The 18,405-nt window shown below is 60.9% G+C and carries 18 protein-coding genes; 10 read left to right on the forward strand and 8 right to left on the reverse strand.

Features of this window, described 5'->3' with window-relative positions:
- Positions 1 to 210: 210 nt before the first annotated feature.
- Both BLU71_RS14200 and BLU71_RS14205 read left to right on the forward strand, forming a co-directional pair.
- Positions 211 to 2,370 carry a type I secretion system permease/ATPase gene (locus tag BLU71_RS14200; RefSeq protein WP_083353337.1) on the forward strand — a complete coding sequence of 720 codons (2,160 nt, stop codon included), beginning with the start codon at positions 211 to 213 and terminating at the stop codon, positions 2,368 to 2,370.
- Positions 2,371 to 2,540: 170 nt separating this feature from the next.
- A complete protein-coding gene (locus BLU71_RS14205) occupies positions 2,541 to 3,902 on the forward strand; it encodes an HlyD family type I secretion periplasmic adaptor subunit (protein WP_083353338.1) in 1,362 nt (453 codons plus the stop codon).
- A 159-nt stretch (positions 3,903 to 4,061) separates the two neighbouring features.
- Here BLU71_RS14205 and BLU71_RS14210 read toward each other — a convergent pair whose 3' ends face one another.
- Both BLU71_RS14210 and BLU71_RS14215 read right to left on the reverse strand, forming a co-directional pair.
- Positions 4,062 to 4,658 carry a tRNA-uridine aminocarboxypropyltransferase gene (locus BLU71_RS14210; protein ID WP_042607475.1) on the reverse strand — a complete coding sequence of 199 codons (597 nt, stop codon included), beginning with the start codon at positions 4,656 to 4,658 and terminating at the stop codon, positions 4,062 to 4,064.
- A gap of 6 nt (positions 4,659 to 4,664) precedes the next feature.
- Positions 4,665 to 5,558, reverse strand: a complete 894-nt coding sequence (locus tag BLU71_RS14215) for a LysR family transcriptional regulator (RefSeq protein WP_083353339.1) — start codon at positions 5,556 to 5,558, stop codon at positions 4,665 to 4,667.
- A gap of 360 nt (positions 5,559 to 5,918) precedes the next feature.
- Between BLU71_RS14215 and speB the strand changes: the two genes are divergently transcribed.
- From speB to BLU71_RS14235, 4 genes are all read left to right on the forward strand, one after another.
- A complete protein-coding gene (gene speB / locus BLU71_RS14220) occupies positions 5,919 to 6,869 on the forward strand; it encodes an agmatinase (protein ID WP_042607473.1) in 951 nt (316 codons plus the stop codon).
- A 10-nt stretch (positions 6,870 to 6,879) separates the two neighbouring features.
- Entirely contained in the window at positions 6,880 to 7,302 is a 423-nt protein-coding gene (locus tag BLU71_RS14225; RefSeq protein ID WP_083353340.1) for a YybH family protein, read from the forward strand.
- Positions 7,303 to 7,353: 51 nt separating this feature from the next.
- Complete coding sequence (locus tag BLU71_RS14230; RefSeq protein ID WP_064362488.1) at positions 7,354 to 8,856, forward strand: purine-cytosine permease family protein; 1,503 nt, start codon at positions 7,354 to 7,356, stop codon at positions 8,854 to 8,856.
- Positions 8,857 to 9,012: 156 nt separating this feature from the next.
- Positions 9,013 to 10,392: a sodium:solute symporter gene (locus BLU71_RS14235; protein ID WP_064362490.1), complete on the forward strand. Its 1,380-nt coding sequence runs from the start codon at positions 9,013 to 9,015 to the stop codon at positions 10,390 to 10,392.
- A gap of 160 nt (positions 10,393 to 10,552) precedes the next feature.
- On the opposite strand, the gene BLU71_RS27925 is transcribed toward BLU71_RS14235, so the two are convergent.
- A complete protein-coding gene (locus BLU71_RS27925) occupies positions 10,553 to 10,681 on the reverse strand; it encodes a PA1414 family protein (protein WP_003184145.1) in 129 nt (42 codons plus the stop codon).
- A gap of 142 nt (positions 10,682 to 10,823) precedes the next feature.
- Positions 10,824 to 11,717, reverse strand: a complete 894-nt coding sequence (ptrR, locus tag BLU71_RS14240; RefSeq protein WP_065617434.1) for a putrescine utilization regulator PtrR — start codon at positions 11,715 to 11,717, stop codon at positions 10,824 to 10,826.
- A 104-nt stretch (positions 11,718 to 11,821) separates the two neighbouring features.
- On the opposite strand from ptrR, the gene BLU71_RS14245 reads away from it, so the two are divergent.
- Positions 11,822 to 13,003: an MFS transporter gene (locus tag BLU71_RS14245; RefSeq protein WP_083353341.1), complete on the forward strand. Its 1,182-nt coding sequence runs from the start codon at positions 11,822 to 11,824 to the stop codon at positions 13,001 to 13,003.
- Here the strand turns inward: BLU71_RS14245 and BLU71_RS14250 are convergent.
- The 3 genes from BLU71_RS14250 to BLU71_RS14260 form a co-directional block, all read right to left on the reverse strand.
- Entirely contained in the window at positions 12,951 to 13,880 is a 930-nt protein-coding gene (locus tag BLU71_RS14250) for a DMT family transporter (RefSeq protein WP_042607467.1), read from the reverse strand. The two genes, BLU71_RS14245 and BLU71_RS14250, sit on opposite strands and share 53 nt — an antisense overlap.
- Positions 13,881 to 14,132: 252 nt before the next feature.
- Positions 14,133 to 14,525, reverse strand: a complete 393-nt coding sequence (locus BLU71_RS14255) for a DUF2177 family protein (RefSeq protein ID WP_064362496.1) — start codon at positions 14,523 to 14,525, stop codon at positions 14,133 to 14,135.
- A 109-nt stretch (positions 14,526 to 14,634) separates the two neighbouring features.
- Complete coding sequence (locus tag BLU71_RS14260) at positions 14,635 to 15,471, reverse strand: S1 RNA-binding domain-containing protein (protein ID WP_016771157.1); 837 nt, start codon at positions 15,469 to 15,471, stop codon at positions 14,635 to 14,637.
- A 339-nt stretch (positions 15,472 to 15,810) separates the two neighbouring features.
- Between BLU71_RS14260 and BLU71_RS14265 the strand changes: the two genes are divergently transcribed.
- The 3 genes from BLU71_RS14265 to BLU71_RS14275 all read left to right on the forward strand — a co-directional run bounded on the left by BLU71_RS14265 (position 15,811) and on the right by BLU71_RS14275 (position 17,865).
- Positions 15,811 to 15,999: a hypothetical protein gene (locus BLU71_RS14265; RefSeq protein ID WP_016985943.1), complete on the forward strand. Its 189-nt coding sequence runs from the start codon at positions 15,811 to 15,813 to the stop codon at positions 15,997 to 15,999.
- A 202-nt stretch (positions 16,000 to 16,201) separates the two neighbouring features.
- On the forward strand, positions 16,202 to 16,918 hold the full coding sequence (locus BLU71_RS14270; protein WP_083353342.1) for a TorF family putative porin: 717 nt from the start codon (positions 16,202 to 16,204) through the stop codon (positions 16,916 to 16,918).
- Positions 16,919 to 16,995: 77 nt separating this feature from the next.
- Positions 16,996 to 17,865, forward strand: a complete 870-nt coding sequence (locus tag BLU71_RS14275) for a DUF6279 family lipoprotein (RefSeq protein ID WP_042607464.1) — start codon at positions 16,996 to 16,998, stop codon at positions 17,863 to 17,865.
- Positions 17,866 to 17,987: 122 nt separating this feature from the next.
- Here the strand turns inward: BLU71_RS14275 and BLU71_RS14280 are convergent, their stop codons facing one another.
- Positions 17,988 to 18,380: a transcriptional regulator gene (locus tag BLU71_RS14280; protein WP_083353343.1), complete on the reverse strand. Its 393-nt coding sequence runs from the start codon at positions 18,378 to 18,380 to the stop codon at positions 17,988 to 17,990.
- Positions 18,381 to 18,405 lie beyond the last annotated feature (25 nt).

An 18,405-nucleotide genomic window follows, 5' to 3' on the forward strand; every position in this document is an offset into this window, starting at 1 on the left:
CCCGTGCAGGAGCTGCCGAAGGCTGCGATCTCTGATCGTTCCCACGCAGACCGTGGAAACGATCAATTGTGGCGAGGGAGCTCGCTCCCGCTTGAGTGCGCAGCGCTCATTCTTTGCGCATGACTGAAGTCTCGGGCTGCTATGCAGCCCAGCGGGAGCAAGCTCCCTCGCCACAGAGTTATCGAGTCGTCTTCAGGAGAGGCAATCACTATGACCAGCATGGAACCCGGCGCCACCGGGGTCGATCCGCGCTTGAGCTTCGATGATCCGTTACTCGACGGTCTGTTGATTCTCTGCAAGCTGCACGGCGCCACGGTCAGTCGTGCCAGCCTGAGTGCCGGGCTGCCGTTGAACAAACAACGCCTGAGCCTGGATCTGCTACCCCGTGCGGCGGCGCGGGCCGGGTTGCAGGCGCGGTTATTACGGCGTGACTTGAAAGACATTTCGCCGCTGAACCTGCCGATCCTGTTGCTGCTCAACGATGGCCGCACCGCCGTGCTGCGCCGGTTTGGCGAGGACGGCAAAGCCCTGCTGCTGCCCAGTGAGGCCGATGGCGGCGAGCAATGGGTCAGTCGCGAAGAACTCAACGAGTACTACAGCGGCCAGGCGTTGTTCGCCCGCCCGCGCCATGAACTCGAAGACCTGCGCGCGCCGCTGGTGCCACGGGTGCATGCGTGGTTTCGCGACACCCTGAAACTGTCGAAATGGCTGTACAGCGATGCGATCCTCGCCAGTTTCCTGATCAACCTGTTGGGCCTGATGGTGCCGTTGTTCGTCATGCAGACCTACGACCGCGTGGTACCGAATCAGGCGACCTCGACCTTGTGGGTGCTGTCGATCGGCTTGCTGATCGGCACCGGTTTCGAACTGGTGCTGCGCGTGGTGCGTGCACACCTGCTCGACACCGCCGGGAAAAAAACCGATGTGATCCTCTCGGCCACTTTGTTCGAGCGCATCACCGGCATGTCGATGAAAGCGCGGCCGGCGACCATCGGCGGATTCGCCCAGAGCATTCATGACTTTCAGGGCCTGAGAGAATTCCTCACCGCCGTGACTCTGACCAGCCTGATCGACTTGCCCTTCGTGGTGTTGATGCTGGTGGTGATCGGCCTGCTCGGCGGCTGGCTGGTGGTGATTCCGCTGCTGGCGTTTCCGATCACGATCATCTTCGCCATGGCGATTCAGGTGCGCCTGCGCGACACCGTGCAGAAAAGCCTGAGCCTCGGCGCCGAGCGTCAGGCGCTGCTGATCGAAACCCTCGGCGGCCTGGAAACCCTCAAGGCCTGCGGCGCCGAAAGCGAGCGCCAGCACAAATGGGAAAGCACCCACGGCGCCCTCACCCGCCTCGACAGCCACGCGCGCAACCTGTCGGCGCTGGCCACCAATGGCACCCTGTTCATTCAGCAGTTTTCCGGGATGGCGACGATTGTCGCCGGGGTCTACAGCATCATCGCCGGCAACCTCAGCGTCGGCGCACTGGTCGCCACCTACATGCTCGGCAGCCGTGTGCTCGCCCCGCTCGGCCAGATCGCCGGGCTGATCACCCGTTACCAGCAAGCGCAACTGACCATGAAAAGCACCGATGCGCTGATGGCCCTGCCGCAGGAACGCGACGGCAAACACCGGCCACTGGAGCGCACGCAGTTGCAGGGTGCGCTGGATGTCAGCGGCGTGACCTTTCATTACCACGGCCAGAATGCGCCAGCGCTGAGCGAGGTCAGCTTCAGCCTGAAACCCGGGGAGCGGGTCGGCATCATCGGCCGCAGCGGCTCGGGCAAAAGTACCCTGGCGCGGTTGGTCATGGGCTTCTACGAAGCGGAGGAAGGCCAACTTTTGCTAGACGGCCTCGACCTGCGCCAACTGGACGTGGCTGACCTGCGCCAGCAGATCGGTTATGTCGCCCACGACCTGCCGCTGCTGGCCGGCAGCCTGCGCGACAACCTGACCCTGGGTGCGCGCTACATCAGCGATTCACGCATGCTCGAAGTCGCCGAACTGACCGGCGTCACCGAACTGGCCAGGCAACATCCGCAAGGCTTCGACCGGCCGGTGGGCGAACGCGGGCAACTGCTTTCCGGCGGCCAGCGCCAGGCAGTGTTGCTGGCCCGGGCATTACTGCTCGATCCGCCGATCATGCTGCTCGACGAACCCACCAGCGCCATGGACAACAGCAGCGAAGATGCGCTGCGGCAGAAACTGCATGGCTGGATGCAAGGCAAAACCCTGCTGCTGGTCACTCACCGCACCTCGATGCTGAGCCTGGTGGACCGGTTGCTGGTGCTGGACAACGGCCGGGTCGTGGCTGACGGCCCGAAAGAAGCGGTCATCGATGCACTGCGCAAGGGCCGAGTCGGCTCGGCGGCGGTTTAGATACGTTTACTCGACTCATGATCTACACGCCCCCTGTGGCGAGGGAGCTTGCTCCCGCTGGGTTGCGCAGCAGCCCCAAGGATTTTGTGGGCGCTACGCACCCAAGCGGGAGCAAGCTCCCTCGCCACGGAGTACTCAGTTTGACGATCTTTTAAGAGGGGGACCGCCCCATGTCCGGTGCTTCAGAAAACCAGCCTCGCGGCTACTTCGACAGTTTCGGCAAAAGCGCCGAAGCCGAGTTCATGCCGGAAACCGCCGGCGCGGCGTTGCAGGATTCGCCGCGCAAATCGCGGATCACCGTGTGGCTGGCGGCGGCGCTGCTGATCGCCGCACTGGTCTGGGCCAAATTCGCCGTGCTCGAAGAAGTGACCATGGGCGAAGGCAAGGCGATCCCGTCGAGCAAGGTTCAGGTGATCCAGAACCTGGAAGGCGGCATCGTCACCGAGATTTTCGTCCGCGAAGGTCAGATGGTCGGCAAGGGCGACACCCTCCTGCGTCTGGATGACACGCGCTTTCGCTCGAACAAGGGTGAAAGCGAAGCCGACCGTTACGCGCTGACGGCGCAGGTCGAACGCTTGTCAGCAGAGGCCGAAGGACGCCCCTTCAAGCTTTCTGCCGAAGTAATCGCCAAGGCACCGCAAGTTGCCGAGGACGAGCGCTCGCTGCACGAACAGCGTCAGCGCCGCTTGGCCAGCGAACAGCGGACCCTCAGCGAACAGCTGCGCCAGAAAACCCAGGAGCTGGCCGAATTTCGCTCCAAGCAGGGCCAGTTCAGCTCGAGCCTGGCGCTGCTGCAACAAGAGATGAACATGTCCGAACCGCTGGTGAAAACCGGCGCCGTGTCACCGGTGGAAATCCTCAGGCTGCGGCGCAGCGCGGTGGAGATCCGTGGTTCGCTGAACGCCACCACGCTGGCGATTCCCCGCGCCGAATCAGCCATCGCCGAGATCCGCAGCAAGATCGACGAATCCGAGCAAACCTTCCGTTCGGAAGCGGCAAAAGAGCTGAATGAGAAACGCACCGACCTGTCGAAAATCACCGCCTCGAGCATCGCCATCGACGACCGCGTCAGCCGTACTACGGTGACCTCGCCGGTACGCGGGGTGATCAAGCAGATGAAGGTCAACACCATTGGCGGCGTGGTTCAGCCGGGCAGCGACATGGTCGAAATCGTGCCGCTGGAAGACAACCTGCTGATCGAAGCCAAGGTCCGCCCGCAGGACGTCGCGTTCCTGCATCCGGGCCAGAAAGCCATGGTCAAGTTCAGTGCCTACGACTACACGATTTACGGCGGGCTGAGCGCCAAACTGGAGCTGATCGGCGCCGATACGATTACCGACGACAAGGGCAACAGCTTCTATCTGATTCAGGTGCGCACCGACAAGAATCACTTGGGCGGCGATGTGAAACCGCTGCTGATCATCCCGGGGATGGTGGCGACGGTGGACATTATTACCGGCGAGAAAAGCGTACTGGATTACCTGCTCAAACCGGTGTTGAAGGCGCGGACCGAGGCGATGCGGGAGCGCTGAGCCGGGCTCGACTCAACCCTGTGGCGAGGGAGCTTGCTCCCGCCCGACGGCGCAGCCGTCGTAAAACCTGTTGGCGGAGTCTGCCTGACTCAATCAGGTGAAGGGTCTTGGGTCTGCTGCGCAGCCCAGCGGGAGCAAGCTCCCTCGCCACAGCGCCCCCTATTGCGGCCCATGGTTCCTCTCATAAGTCTCCTCCCCCATCGCCGCAATCTGCCCTTCAATCAACGCCTCGAACGGCTTGAGTAACGGCGCAAACGTCGTTGGCGCTTCAAGTGTTTCCAACGCCTGCACAATCGCCTCGATAGTCGATAACGCCCCCGGCCCCGGTGCCTTGCGCAAGCGATAGCGCGACACGCCGCCCTCGGCCAACGTCACCCGTGGCAACGCCGCCAGCAGCGGATTGAGGTGCAACATCTTGCGCGCCTTGCGCCATGTTCCATCCGGAACTACCAGCAACAGTGGTTCATCGGACTCGCCATAAGCCTGCATCGGTTGCGCATCATCAGCCGGAAACAACAATCGCGTTTGATAACCCGGCCGGTTCAGCAGCGTCGGCAAATCCTCGAACACTTCACCGACAATCAGCTCGGCATTGCTCAGGCCAAGCGCCGCCAGGCGCGCGGTATTGAGCGCGTGACTGACCTCGCTCGGGTGCTGCAGCAGCAATACCCGGGTGCGGCTGTCGAGGTGCGGAATCAACGGGCACAGGCAATGGGTCTTTGGGCGCAGGCAGCGCTGGCATTGGGGTCGGGACATGATGGATTACGCCTGATTCAATTGCGCTTTGAGCAAATCGCGGAAAGTCTGGATCAGCGGCTCGCGACTGCGACCGCGGCGCATGATCATCGAAAACGGCGCCTGATAACCGAAAGTTGCCGGCAGCAAGACACGCAGATCACCCTTGTCGGCCCAGGCCTGCGCGTAGTGTTCCGGCAGATATCCGATGTACGCGCCGGAGAGCACCAGAATCAGTTGCGCTTCCATGCTTTCCACGGTCGCGGCGCTGTGTTTGAAACCGTGCCGCGCCAGTTCCGCCTGACTCCAGTAACCGCGCCCGACCATCCGTTGCTGGGTGATGACCTGCTCGGGGATGCGCCGCTCGTTGAACAGCGGATGACGACTGCTGCAATACAGCCAGTGCTGCTCGCGGTACAACGGCATGTAGACCAGACCACTCATGCGCGTGGAAAACGCGCCGATGGCCAGATCGAGGCGATTGTCCTGCACCCCGAGTTGCAACTCATAAGGGCTCATCACCGACAAATGCAAATGCACCGCCGGGTGTTCCTGACTGTAGGCGCCGATAGCCTCGGCGAACGGCAAGGCCTTGTCGCTGACCGTCGAGTCGATCACCCCGAGGTTGAGCGTGCCGCGCAGTTCGCCCTTGAGCGCGGCGGCGTATTGCTCGAAGCCTTCAAGCTCGGCAAGCAGGCGCAGGGTTTCCTGATGGAACAATTCGCCCTTGCTGGTCAGGCTGAACCCGCCGCGCCCACGATGGCACAGCACCAGACCGAGCGCGGCCTCGAGTTGGCTCATGTAGGTGCTGATCGCCGAGGTCGAGAGATTGAGTTCCTGCTGCGCATTGGCGAAACCCTGATGGCGTACGACGCTGGCGAAGATGCGCAAGAGTTTCAGGTCGGGTAAAGCGTTGGCCATCAAAGACTCCACGAAAAGATCTGGAACACCACATCCCTTGTGGCGAGGGAGCTTGCTCCCGCTCGGCTGCGAAGCAGTCGCAAACCCGGTGAATACAGTTCAGCTGATGTACCGAGTCGAATGGTTTCGGGCCGGCTTCGCCGTCCAGCGGGAGCAAGCTCCCTCGCCACAAGTCATATACACATGGCCAACGAGTCTATCCCGCACCTCAGCATTAGTTTAGAAAAATCTGAACTAAGTTTTTGCCCGTAGCGATTCTTCCCCGCCACTGCATTTCGCATCATCGGCCCCACAGCGGCGTGCGACCTGTGCTCAACGGCGCGCCGATATAAATAAAACAACGACGATGAGGCCCTACCCGTGGACAAGATTCTTCACCAACCACTGGGCGGCAACGAAATGCCGCGCTTCGGCGGCATCGCCACCATGCTCCGACTTCCCCATGTACCGACCGCTGCCGGCCTCGACGCTGCCTTCGTTGGCGTGCCGCTGGACATCGGCACTTCGCTGCGTCCCGGCACGCGTTTCGGGCCGCGCGACATCCGCACCGAATCGGTGATGATCCGCCCGTACAACATGGCCACCGGTGCCGCGCCGTTCGACTCGCTGTCGGTTGCCGACATCGGTGACGTGGCGATCAACACCTTCAACCTGCTCGACGCCGTGCGCATCATCGAAGAAGCCTACGACAACATTCTCGAGCACAACGTTGTTCCGATGACGCTGGGTGGCGACCACACCATCACTCTGCCGATCCTGCGCGCGATCCATAAAAAGCACGGCAAGGTTGGCCTGGTGCACATCGATGCCCACGCTGACGTCAACGACCACATGTTCGGCGAGAAAATCGCCCACGGCACCACGTTCCGTCGCGCCGTCGAAGAAGGTCTGCTCGATTGCGAGCGCGTGGTGCAGATCGGTTTGCGTGCACAGGGTTACACCGCCGACGACTTCAACTGGAGCCGCGACCAAGGCTTCCGCGTGGTCCAGGCCGAAGAGTGCTGGCACAAATCGCTGGCGCCACTGATGGCCGAAGTGCGCGAAAAAGTCGGCGGCGGTCCGGTCTATTTGAGTTTTGACATCGATGGCATCGACCCGGCCTGGGCGCCCGGCACCGGCACCCCGGAAATCGGTGGCCTGACCACCATTCAGGCGATTGAAATCATCCGTGGCTGTCAGGGCCTCGACCTGATCGGTTGCGATCTGGTAGAAGTCTCGCCCGCTTACGACACCACCGGCAACACCTCGCTGCTGGCCGCCAACCTGCTGTACGAAATGCTCTGCGTACTGCCTGGCGTGGTTCATCGCTGAGGGTCGGGTCATGCACGCACGTGATCAGGTTCTGCAAGCGGCCGCCGATCTGGTGTCCGCCTTCGCCCGTAACGATCGCGAAGCTTATTTCGGCGCGTTCAGCGCCGATGCAAGTTTCGTTTTCTACACCCTCGATCAGCCATTGCTGTCGCGCGATGCCTATCAGGCCTTGTGGGATAGCTGGCGTGCCGAGGACGGTTTCGAGGTGCTGTCGTGCACCTCGAGCAACGCCTTCGTCAGCCTGCAGGGTGACGTGGCGATTTTCATCCATGACGTGGCCACCGAGCTGCGCATGCAAGGGGAGCAACACTTCAGCCAGGAGCGCGAGACGATTGTTTTCCGCAAACAAGCGTCGAGCCTAGAACAACAAGGCCTATGGCTGGCCTGTCACGAACATTTGTCCGCAATGCCGGAAGGGCTGCCACCCCCTTAGCCAATGGTGACGCTCACGCACGATGAGCGCGCCTGATGATCGGAGCAGATCATGAATAACAACAACAACGAAAAAAGCCTTAGCAGCATCGAAACAAACGGGGTCGAACAGATCCCGGCTCATGAGCGCGACGCCCGACCCAGCGACTTGTTTCGCTTGATCTTCGGCGGCGCCAATACCTTCGCCACCGCTGTGCTCGGCAGTTTCCCGGTGCTGTTCGGCCTGTCGTTTCAGGCCGGCGTCTGGGCGATTGTCCTGGGTGTGCTGGTCGGTGCGTTGATCCTCGCGCCGATGGGCCTGTTCGGCCCGCTCAATGGCACCAACAATGCCGTGTCTTCCGGTGCGCACTTCGGCGTGCACGGGCGGATTGTCGGTTCGTTCCTGTCGTTGCTGACGGCGATCGCGTTCTTCTCGCTGTCGGTGTGGAGTTCCGGCGATGCGCTGGTCGGCGGCGCCAAACGCCTCGTCGATTTGCCGGAAACCGACCTGACCCTGGGCCTGGCTTACGGTCTGTTCGCGCTGCTGGTGCTGACCGTGTGCATCTACGGTTTCCGCATCATGCTGTGGGTCAACCGTATCGCGGTGTGGGCCGCGAGCCTGTTGTTCCTGCTCGGCATCTTCGCCTTCGCTCCTGCTTTCGACAGCCAGTACGCCGGCAGCGTGGCACTGGGTCAGGCGGGGTTCTGGGCGGCATTCATCGGCGCGGCGCTGGTGGCGATGAGCAACCCGATTTCCTTCGGTGCGTTCCTCGGCGACTGGTCGCGCTACATCCCGCGTGAGACACCGAAAGGCCGGATCATGCTGGCGGTGATCGCTGCGCAACTGGCAACGTTGATCCCGTTCCTGTTCGGCCTCGCCACCGCCACTATCGTGGCGATCAAGGCACCGGACTACATCGCCGCGAACAACTACGTCGGCGGCTTGCTGGCGGTGTCACCGAGCTGGTTCTTCCTGCCGGTGTGCCTGATTGCGGTGATCGGCGGCATGTCCACCGGCACCACGTCGCTGTATGGCACCGGACTGGACATGTCCAGCGTGTTCCCCCGCGTCCTCTCCCGCGTCAAAGCGACTTTGCTGATCGGCGTGCTGTCGATCGCCTTCATCTTCATCGGCCGGTTTGCGGCGAATCTGGTGCAGAGCGTGTCGACCTTCGCCGTGCTGATCATCACCTGCACCACCCCGTGGATGGTGATCATGATCATCGGCCTGCTGGTGCGGCGCGGCTTCTATTGCCCGGATGACCTGCAAGTGTTCACCCGCGGCGAACAGGGCGGACGCTACTGGTTCAACCACGGCTGGAACTGGCGCGGTCTGGGCGCGTGGATTCCGAGCGCACTGGTTGGCCTGTGCTTCGTCAACCTGCCGGGTCAGTTCGTCGGCCCGCTCGGCGAAATGGCCGGCGGCATCGACATCAGCCTGCCGGTGACGTTGGGCTTGGCCTCGGTGGTGTACCTGACGCTGCTCAAGCTGTTCCCGGAACCGCGCGAAGTGTTCGGGCCGAGCGATGTGCGCAGCGAAGCCGCCATAAAACCCGAACTACGTCAGGCCGCCTGATTACACACAAAACCCTGTAGGAGTGAGCCTGCTCGCGATGACTGCAGCACATTCGCCATCGATGTGACTGAAAGACCGCTATCGCGAGCAGGCTCACTCCTACAAAGGAACTGATTTCAGCCTCGATATAAAAAAGACAATCGGAGACACGCCATCATGGCTTTGGATTTATTCGTCGTCCTCATCTACGCCGCCGGCATGCTCTTGCTCGGCTACTTCGGCATGCGCAAGGCCAAGACCAACGAGGACTTTCTCGTCGCCGGTCGTAACCTCGGTCCGAGCCTGTACATGGGCACCATGGCCGCCACCGTGCTGGGCGGTGCGTCGACCGTCGGCACCGTGCGTCTGGGCTACGTGCATGGGATCTCCGGTTTCTGGCTGTGTGCGGCGCTGGGTTGCGGCATCGTTGCGCTGAACCTGTTCCTCGCCAAGCCGCTGCTGAAACTGAAGATCTACACCGTCACCCAGGTCCTGGAAAAACGCTACAACCCGATGGCCCGCTCGGCGAGCGCGGCGATCATGCTGGCTTATGCGCTGATGATCGGCGTGACCTCCATCCTCGCGATCGGCACCGTGCTGCAAGTGCTGTTCGGCCTGCCGTTCTGGATTTCGGTACTGCTCGGCGGTGGCGTGGTGGTGATCTATTCGGCGATCGGCGGCATGTGGTCGCTGACCCTGACCGACATCGTCCAGTTCATCATCAAGACTGTCGGCCTGATGTTCATCCTGTTGCCGATCTGCCTGTACCGCGTCGGCGGCTGGGACGAACTGGTGCTGAAACTGCCGGCCACCGCGTTCAACTTCACCACGATCGGCTGGGACACGATCATCACCTACTTCATGATCTACTTCTTCGGCATCCTCATCGGCCAGGACATCTGGCAACGGGTGTTCACCGTCAAGACCGCAAAAGTCGCGCAATACGCCGGCAGCATCGCGGGCATCTATTGCATCGTTTACGGCCTTGCCTGCGCGTTGATCGGCATGGCCGCGCACGTGCTGATTCCGGATCTGGACAACGTCAACAATGCCTTTGCGGCCATCGTCAAACTGTCGCTACCCGATGGCATCCGTGGTCTGGTGATCGCTGCTGCACTGGCGGCGATGATGTCCACCGCCAGCGCCGGCCTGCTCGCCGCAGCCACGACACTGACCGAAGACCTGCTGCCGAAACTGCGTGGCGGCAAACAGTCGAGCCTGGGCGTGAACCGATTGTTCACTCTACTGACTGGCGTAGTGGTTTTGGGAATCGCGCTGGTGGTGAATGATGTGATCAGCGCCCTCACCCTCGCCTACAACCTGTTGGTCGGTGGCATGCTGATTCCGCTGATCGGGGCAATTTTCTGGAAGCGCGCAACCACCGCCGGCGCGATCGCCAGCATGGGCCTGGGCTTTGCCACGGCGCTGCTGTTCATGTTCAAGGATGGTCTGGATGCCAACACGCCGATTTACTACAGCCTGGCTGTGGGTCTGGTGAGTTTTGTCGTGGTCAGCCTGATGTCCCGTCGCCCGGCAGTGGTAGCAACTGCGGTGTGAATCGGCGGTAACGCTTTGATGTTTTCTTCAGCGGGTATGGCGTCGGTGGCCATGCCCGTTTTTTTCGCCTGGCGAAAAGCAAAAGATCGCAGCCTTCGGCAGCTTCTACTTTTGTAGAAACCGCCGAAGGCTGCGATCTTGAAATCTCTGATCGGAGGTATTAACGCCGACGTGGCTGGCGCCGACGCTGTTCGTCGTCCGTGCGAATCGGTACCGGTTGCAGAGGCGGTTCGATCAAACCGAGGGCAACTCCCAAATCGTGCAGCCAGTTCTGGATTTTCTCTTTCATCGTCATGCCCCCTTCAGGGTGGTGCTGAGCGGCCGGAATTCTGAGGCCGCTTCGCACTGATAATAGTCCGAAGTCCTACGCAATGCTCGGCCAAATCCGCAATGATCTGTTACTGAATTGAACAGGATCCGCGGCGATTGGTTCACGCTGTTTCACGCACTTCATCCAAAGCCACGGGATAGACCGCTTGCTGCACGTCGATCCAGGCGTTCAGGTTGGCCCCGGCCATGCCCTTGCGCCACATGAGCCACGTTGTCGCACCCGCGAACGGTTCGGCCAGCGGATGCACGGCGACGCTTTCGCGGCCCGGCAGGCTGGCGAGCATCGACTCGGCCATCAGTGCCACACCGCTGCCGGCGATCACACAGGCGAGCATGCCCTGATACGACTCGATTTCCATCGGCCGGCCCATCGCCGCATGGTAGTGAGAAAACCAAGCCTCCAGGCGCATGCGGTAGGAGCAGCCCTGACGAAAGGTAAACACCGCGCGCCCTTCCACGTCCCGCGCGCTGCGCACCGGTGGATGGTCGATTTCGGTGATCAGCACCAAGCGTTCCTCGCAAAGCGGCACGCCATCGAGGCCGGCCAGTTCCAGTGGCCCGTCAACCAATGCCGCGTCGAGGCGGCCGGTGAGCAAGCCTTCGAGCAATTCGCCGGTCGGCGCCGATTGCACCTGCAAATTCACCATCGGGTACTGCTTGTGATAACGCGCCAGCAACGCCGGCAGATGGATCGCCGCCGTGCTGTACATGGTGCCCAGCACGAAGTCACCGGCCGGTTGCCCGCCCATCACCGCCGCGCTGGCCTGATCGCGCAGGGCAAACAGTTTCCCGGTGTAGTCGAGCAAAACCTTGCCCGCCGGCGACAACTGCAGGCGCTGCCGCTCGCGGACGAACAGTTCGACACCCAGCTGCTCTTCGAGCTGTTTCAGCCGCGTCGACAGGTTCGATGGCACGCGATGCAGGCGCTCGGCAGCGCGGGTGATCGAGCCTTCTTCGGCGACTGCCTGAAAAATCCGCAACTGACTGAATTCCACCTGCTTTCTCCTGAACAGAACAAGTTACTCACTATTATTCAATTTTAAAGAAAGTCAATCAGTCCTAGCCTGACGGTCATTGTTCCTCTGACGGAAGCCCGACCATGTCGCCGTTGATACGTTTATCTGCCTGCTTCGTTGCCCTGATGCTGGCCATGGGCATCGGCCGTTTCGCCCTGACGCCTCAGATGCCGCACCTGCTCAGCGAAGGGCAGATAGACCTCACCGCCGCCGGTCTGATCGCAGCCGCCAACTATCTCGGCTATCTGCTCGGGGCGCTGGATGCGATGTTCGCCCAGCGTCCGCGACAGGTGCAGCGACGGCTGCATGGCGGGCTGTGGCTGTGCGTGCTGCTGACACTGGCGTCTTTCTGGGCCAACGGTTTCTGGTCGCACCTGCTGTTGCGCTTTGGTACCGGGGTGGCAAGTGCCTGGGTGGTGGTAATGATCACTTCGATCAGTCAGCCGCTGGCGGCGGCAGCAGGTCGTCCGCGCTGGGGCGCTCTGGTTTTCGCAGGGCCGGGTCTGGGGATTTTTCTCACAGGATTGCTGGCACTGGTCTCACATCGGTTGCAGCAGACATCAGCGACGCTGTGGCTGATTTACGCAGCCGCCGCATTGCTGATGATGCTTGGCGTCTGGCGGTTGTTGCCGCAGCCCGCGGCGATAAAGGAGACGGCGATCGCCCCTGCGACATCAGCTAACCGAGAGATTGGCCGACTGGCACTGGTGTATGCGCTCTACGGCATCGGCTACATCATTCCGGCGACGTTTCTGGCGCAGATGGCCAACGCGCAGTTTCATGGCCAGTGGCAGGCGGATCTGTTCTGGCCGTGCTTCGGCCTCGGCGCGGCGCTCGGTGTGTGGCTGGTGAGCCTGCGTCGGCATGATCCCGAGACCACGCGGCACTGGCTGATGGCGACGTTGTGGCTGCAAGCGGCCGGCGTGTTCGCCTGTCTGCTGGGCAGCGGGCTCGGCCTGGCGTTGGGGGTGATCCTCTGCGGCACGCCGTTTCTGGCCTGCATGCAACTGGTGATGCAGCGCTCGCGGGAACTGGCACCCCACGCCACTCAACGCAATGCTGGAATGCTCACGGCGTGCTTCGCCGTCGGCCAGCTCAGCGGCCCGTTGCTGGCGGCGCTGAGCAGCCATTTCAGCGGCGGTTTGCAACCGGCGCTGCTGATCGCCGGCGCAGGCCTGTTGGCGGCAGGCGCGCTGGCGATGCAGCTAAAAGCTACTGGCCCAGCGCCTTGCGCAAACGCCGACGCAGCCACTGCTCGGCGCTGACAAAAGTGATGCCGAGCAGCACCAGCACGGCGCCGATGACGAAGTTCAGGCTCAACGCTTCACCGAGCAACAGCACGCCGAAGGTCACGCCGAACAACGGCGTCATGAACGAGAACACCGCCAGGTTGGCCGCCAGATAACGACGCAGCAGCCAGAACCACACCAGGTAACTGAAAAAAGACACCACCAGGCCCTGGAACAGCACGCTGGCTACCGCCACAGTGGTCAGGCTGACATGCGTGATCTGGCCGCTGAACAGCGCGATCAGCAGCAGGCCGAGGAAGCCGACCAGCAATTGATAAAACAAGGTCAGCGTCACCGGCGCTTCCGACAGTCGCGAGGCGCGCACCACTACAGTGGTCGCGCCCCAACAGGCGCCCGCGAGCACGCCGAAGGCATCGCCCAGGAGCATGCGGCGGTCGAGGTTGTCCCACGACACACCGCCGGCGAAGGCAATCGCGATGCCGATGAAAGCCAGCAGAATCCCCAGCCATTGCAGCGGGCGCAGGCGTTCGCTGGCGAGGAGGAAATGCACGCCGAGTGCGGTGAAGATCGGCGCGGTATAGAGGAACACCGACATGTGCGCGGCAGTGGTCAGTTGCAGGCCCTCGGCGATGAACAGGAACTCCAGACCAAACAGGGCGCCGGCCAGCAGCCCGCCGCGCCAAGTACTGGGGACCTGATCCCAACCGCCCTTCCAGCAGATCAGCAAGCCGACCAGCAACGCGGAAATTCCCGAGCGCCCCGCCGCTTGCATCACCGGCGCGATGTCCGTCGCCGCCCACTTGATCAGGACTTGCTGGACACCCCAGATCAGGCACAGGCCGATCATCACTTGCAGGGCAAAACCGTCGGCATTGCGCCGCTCGGCACTCACCGTAACACCTCGAACACGCACAACATGGCAGGCCATCCATTGGTCAGAAAACAGTGTCGGGGATTATCAACCAGATGAGCAGAGAAAGGCGTCTGGAAAAGACATTCAGTTGGTCAGTGACGTCAGCGCTGAATGGTTGACGGCTGCGCCGTCATTCGCGAGCAGGCTCGCTCCCACAGAGGGTTCGGTGAACATGTAGGAGTGAGCCTGCTCGCGAAGAGGTCAGCACTGGCGATAAAGCTTTTGGATCAGTCAGGCGAATCGCTTCGCCACCAGATAACCCACCGTGCAGGCAACCGCAGTCGCCACTGTGCCCCACGCCCAATCCAGCAAACTCACCTGCGCCGACCAGCCGCGCAAGGTCGCCCAGTTGGTCAGGTCATAAGTGCCATAGGCCACCAGCCCCAGCAGCGCACCGAGCTTCGCAGCTCGTTGCCAGCGCAGCGCCGGCAACACCACGAACACCACGCAGCCGATCACGTACAGGCCATAAAAAACCGCTGCGGGGAACAGCAGCGGTTTTTCCAGCATCAGCGAACCGAGCAGTTCGCGATAGGTCGGAGCCATCAATAGCCCGAGCCAGATACCGTCGAGCAGAAGAAACGTCAGTAGCGTCGAGACGTATGCGATCAGCGCCTTTTTCATTGGCTCACCCCTTTAGATGTGGGAGCCGCCGATTTTCAAGATCAAGATCAAAAGATCGTCCGAACGCGGCCCGAGCCTTCGGCAGCTCCTACCATGGGCCTGCGGTGAGTCAGGTTAGTTCAATGCGATCGGCGTGGATGACGATCTTGCCTTCCTTGTACAGCGAGCCGATGGCTTTCTTGAAGTTGCCTTTGCTGACGCCGAACAGGCTGCTGATCAACGCCGGATCACTCTTGTCGCTGACCGCCAGGGTGCCGTCGTTTTCACGCAACTTGCCGAGGATCTTCGAGCTCAGGCTGCTGGCGGCTTCCTGGCCAACCGGTTGCAGGCTCAGGCTGATCTTGCCGTCGGCGCGCACTTCCTTGATGAAGCCTTTCTCGCGCATGCCCGAACGCATGAACTTGAAGATCTCGTTCTTGTGGATCAAGCCCCAGTGCTTGTTGTTGATGATCGCCTTGAAGCCCATGTCGGTGGCCTCGGCAACCAGCAGATCCACTTCCTGGCCCGGGCTGTAGGTGGCCGGGGTCTTGTCCAGATAACGATCGAGGCGCGCGGTGGCGGTAATGCGGCGCGTGTGTTTGTCGAGGTAGACATGCACCACGCAATATTCGCCAGCGGTCATCTGGCGCTTTTCTTCCGAATACGGCAGCAACAGATCCTTCGGCAGGCCCCAGTCGAGAAACACGCCGATGCTGTTGACTTCAACCACTTTCAGGCTGGCAAATTCGCCGACCTGGACTTTGGGTTTTTCCGTGGTGGCGAGAAGTTTGTCTTCGCTGTCCAGATAGATGAATACGTTGAGCCAGTCTTCATCTTCGCTGGGAATATCCTTAGGGATATAACGGTTGGGCAAAAGAATTTCGCCATCGGCACCGCCGTCCAGATATAAACCGAAGTTAGTGTGTTTAACCACTTGCAAACTGTTGTAACGCCCGACTAAAGCCATTTCCGAAACCCTCAATACGTGGGCGGCATTCTACCCGTTTTTGCCGCGAACGTCGGGCGGCAGATCCTCGCAGCGGGAAATCTGCTTCAACGTGTTGATTTTGCTTGATCACCGCCCCGCGAGGTGCCACTCGTCAGTCCGGCGAGGCGGCTCACTGCTGTGCGCATTTGCCTCGGTCTGAGCAGATGTTCTTATTTAAAACAGCGGGTTAGCGACATATTAATAGTGTCGACCCGGCATTAATGCGGCGCTGAGCCTGGTTATTCCCGGGGATATTTACCAAGCTATTGTCAAGTTATTCCTGTACGATGCCTGGCCGAGTTACTTTTCTACAGGTTAATGGCCGCCATGCGTGTAAAAGCATCCACCAGCAAAGCAAAGCCAGCTCCAGCCGTTGAAACCAGCGAATCGATCAACGATCAGATCGCAGCGTTCCTCAAGTCCGGCGGCGAGATCCAGCAAATTGCCAAAGGCGTCAGTGGCCAGACGTTCGGCCCGTCCAAGCAGATCAGCCTGGGCAAGAAGTAATACCGGTTTTACCCCGTCCAGAGGCGCTTTGAGCTTCGAAGCGCCTGGACTGGCACCGCACCCCCCCCTTCGCTTTAAACAAAAATCCTCGAAAATCGACGAACGGCCATCAATGCCGAGCATTCGCCGGTATCCTTGCACGCGTCTAGATCAAGCGTTTCAGCAGGCATTCGCCCTGCGCTCGCGGTTCATGGAGTGACGCATGCGCCCATTTCCCTGTTTATTGTTCGTCAGCCTGCTCTCAGGCGCGACTGCGCACGCGCAGGTTTTTCAGGGTCAACTGGGCGACTTCGATCTCAAGCTCGGCACCACGCCCAGCCGCAGCATGGCCCAAGGACTGGTCAAACCGGCGGCGGTCGGTTCGTTCCATGGCGGCCTCGATCTGAGCCACGACAGCGGCGTGTATTTCGGCCAGTACGCGCCGAGCATGGGCATCACGCCGGGCAAAAACCTCGAGATCGATTCCTACGTCGGCTTCAAGCAACCTTTCGATCAGGTGCTCGGCTATGAAGTCGGGATGATTCACTACAGCTATCCACGCGTCGACACGCTCGACAGCCAGGAGCTGTTCGGTGGCCTGACCCTGCTCGGCAGTCGCTTTGGCATCGCTCTAAGCAACGACCCGGATAAACAGAACAACACCTTGTTTGCCGATCTCAGTGGCAACCAGCCGTTCGGCATTGGCGTGAGCATGAAATACACCACTCACCAATTGAACAGCCCGGTGGCCGTGGACGGAGGCTACATCAGCAGTTTCAGCGATTGGTCGGTAAAACTGTCGCGGCCGTTCATGGGCGTCGATCTCGATCTGATCTACAGCAATTCCAGCCTTAGTGGCAGCGATTGCTCGGCCTATTCCGGGCACAACAGCGAGTGCGACGGCCTGGTCACGCTCAAGGCCGTACGCACGTTCTATTGATCGGCTGAACTGCTGCGCGCATCCCGCATCACATAAGAATCAGATTTCCGACGCCAGGCTCTCGCAAGGATTTGCCCATGTCTCGCTGGTTCAAACAGATTGCCGCCCTGCTGATCTTCACCCTCGCCCTCGGCGCCTGCAGCCGCGTGGGCCTGGCCTACCGCAACCTCGACGTAATCATTCCGTGGTCGCTCGGCGACTACGTGGACATGAACGGCGAGCAGAAAGACTGGTTCAACGAACGACTGAAGGAGCACCTGAGCTGGCACTGCACCACGCAGTTACCCGGTTACCTGGACTGGCTGGATCGTTTGCAGGCCATGGTCGAAAGCAACCAGGTCACCGACGCCGCTTTGCAGGAGCGCACCGCCGAAGCCAAACAGGCGATCGCCGAAACCGCCCGGGAGATCACCCCGTCGGCGATCGAGCTGCTGCAAGGTCTGGACGATAAACAGGTGGCGGAAATGAATGACGCCTTCGCCAAGGATTTGCGCAAACGCCAGCAGGAATACGTAAAACCACCCTTGGCCCAGCAAATCAAGGAACGCGGCGAACGCATGGAAAAGCGCTTGAACGATTGGCTGGGTCCGTTGAGCGACACGCAAAAACAACGCGTGGTGGCCTGGACCAACGCTTTGGGCGATCAGAACACCCAATGGATCGCCAACCGTGCGCATTGGCAGCAACAGTTCAGCGCCGCCGTTGCGCAACGCAAAAGTCCGGAATTCCCACAACGCATCGAGACGCTTCTGGTCAATCGCGAGCGGTTGTGGACAGCGGATTACCGTAAGGCCTACGCCAACACAGAAGCCCAGGCGCGCTCGTTGTTTGTGGACTTGATGGCGGAGAGCACGCCGCAACAACGTGAGCGCTTGCTGAAAAAGATCGAAGGCGTGCGCAAGGATTTCAATGACCTGAAATGCCTGAAGGCCGCGAAGAAACCTTAAGACATTACACATCCCCCTGTAGGAGTGAGCCTGCTCGCGATAGCGGTTATCCATTCAGCACATATTCAACTGACAGACCGCTATCGCGAGCAGGCTCACTCCTACAGGAGGGCGGTGGTCAGTCAGGCGATCTGGGCTTTTGAGGCGACTTCATCAAACGTCGCTTCCTCCAGCGCATCTTCCTGCTCATCCAGCACCTGGCGCGGGTGGTCATTGCCGGGAATGCTGCTGTCGATCAGGCTCAGCAGGCTGGAGCCACGCGGTGTCAGACTGAAGTTATTGCCGGTACTGCCTTCATGATCCGCACGCGGCTCGATGAATCCACGTTCCAGCAGGAGCTTCTCGTAATCGCAGGCCACGGTTTTAAGGTGATCAAGATTCTCGATCGGCTCGCCGGCGCTGGCTTTCTCGGCCGCATGGTCCTCGGCATAAGCGCGGGGAGCGAAGCTGTGGCCCGCGCTGTTCTGCACTTCGTGCAGCAAACGTTCAATCAAATCCCAGTTATAAGTCGTCATCCTGATTCAACCTCCGGTGCGGGTG

The organism is Pseudomonas moraviensis, from assembly GCF_900105805.1.
Lineage (GTDB): Bacteria > Pseudomonadota > Gammaproteobacteria > Pseudomonadales > Pseudomonadaceae > Aquipseudomonas > Aquipseudomonas moraviensis_A.

What these genes read in the sequence shown, in the direction of transcription:
- BLU71_RS14200 (WP_083353337.1), top strand. Translation starts at nt 211, where the DNA reads ATGACCAGCATGGAACCCGGCGCCACCGGGGTCGATCCGCGCTTGAGC.
- BLU71_RS14205 (WP_083353338.1), top strand. Translation starts at nt 2,541, where the DNA reads ATGTCCGGTGCTTCAGAAAACCAGCCTCGCGGCTACTTCGACAGTTTC.
- BLU71_RS14210 (WP_042607475.1), bottom strand. Translation starts at nt 4,658, where the DNA reads ATGTCCCGACCCCAATGCCAGCGCTGCCTGCGCCCAAAGACCCATTGC.
- BLU71_RS14215 (WP_083353339.1), bottom strand. Translation starts at nt 5,558, where the DNA reads ATGGCCAACGCTTTACCCGACCTGAAACTCTTGCGCATCTTCGCCAGC.
- BLU71_RS14225 (WP_083353340.1), top strand. Translation starts at nt 6,880, where the DNA reads ATGCACGCACGTGATCAGGTTCTGCAAGCGGCCGCCGATCTGGTGTCC.
- BLU71_RS14230 (WP_064362488.1), top strand. Translation starts at nt 7,354, where the DNA reads ATGAATAACAACAACAACGAAAAAAGCCTTAGCAGCATCGAAACAAAC.
- BLU71_RS14235 (WP_064362490.1), top strand. Translation starts at nt 9,013, where the DNA reads ATGGCTTTGGATTTATTCGTCGTCCTCATCTACGCCGCCGGCATGCTC.
- BLU71_RS27925 (WP_003184145.1), bottom strand. Translation starts at nt 10,681, where the DNA reads ATGAAAGAGAAAATCCAGAACTGGCTGCACGATTTGGGAGTTGCCCTC.
- BLU71_RS14245 (WP_083353341.1), top strand. Translation starts at nt 11,822, where the DNA reads ATGTCGCCGTTGATACGTTTATCTGCCTGCTTCGTTGCCCTGATGCTG.
- BLU71_RS14255 (WP_064362496.1), bottom strand. Translation starts at nt 14,525, where the DNA reads ATGAAAAAGGCGCTGATCGCATACGTCTCGACGCTACTGACGTTTCTT.
- BLU71_RS14260 (WP_016771157.1), bottom strand. Translation starts at nt 15,471, where the DNA reads ATGGCTTTAGTCGGGCGTTACAACAGTTTGCAAGTGGTTAAACACACT.
- BLU71_RS14265 (WP_016985943.1), top strand. Translation starts at nt 15,811, where the DNA reads ATGGCCGCCATGCGTGTAAAAGCATCCACCAGCAAAGCAAAGCCAGCT.
- BLU71_RS14270 (WP_083353342.1), top strand. Translation starts at nt 16,202, where the DNA reads ATGCGCCCATTTCCCTGTTTATTGTTCGTCAGCCTGCTCTCAGGCGCG.
- BLU71_RS14275 (WP_042607464.1), top strand. Translation starts at nt 16,996, where the DNA reads ATGTCTCGCTGGTTCAAACAGATTGCCGCCCTGCTGATCTTCACCCTC.
- BLU71_RS14280 (WP_083353343.1), bottom strand. Translation starts at nt 18,380, where the DNA reads ATGACGACTTATAACTGGGATTTGATTGAACGTTTGCTGCACGAAGTG.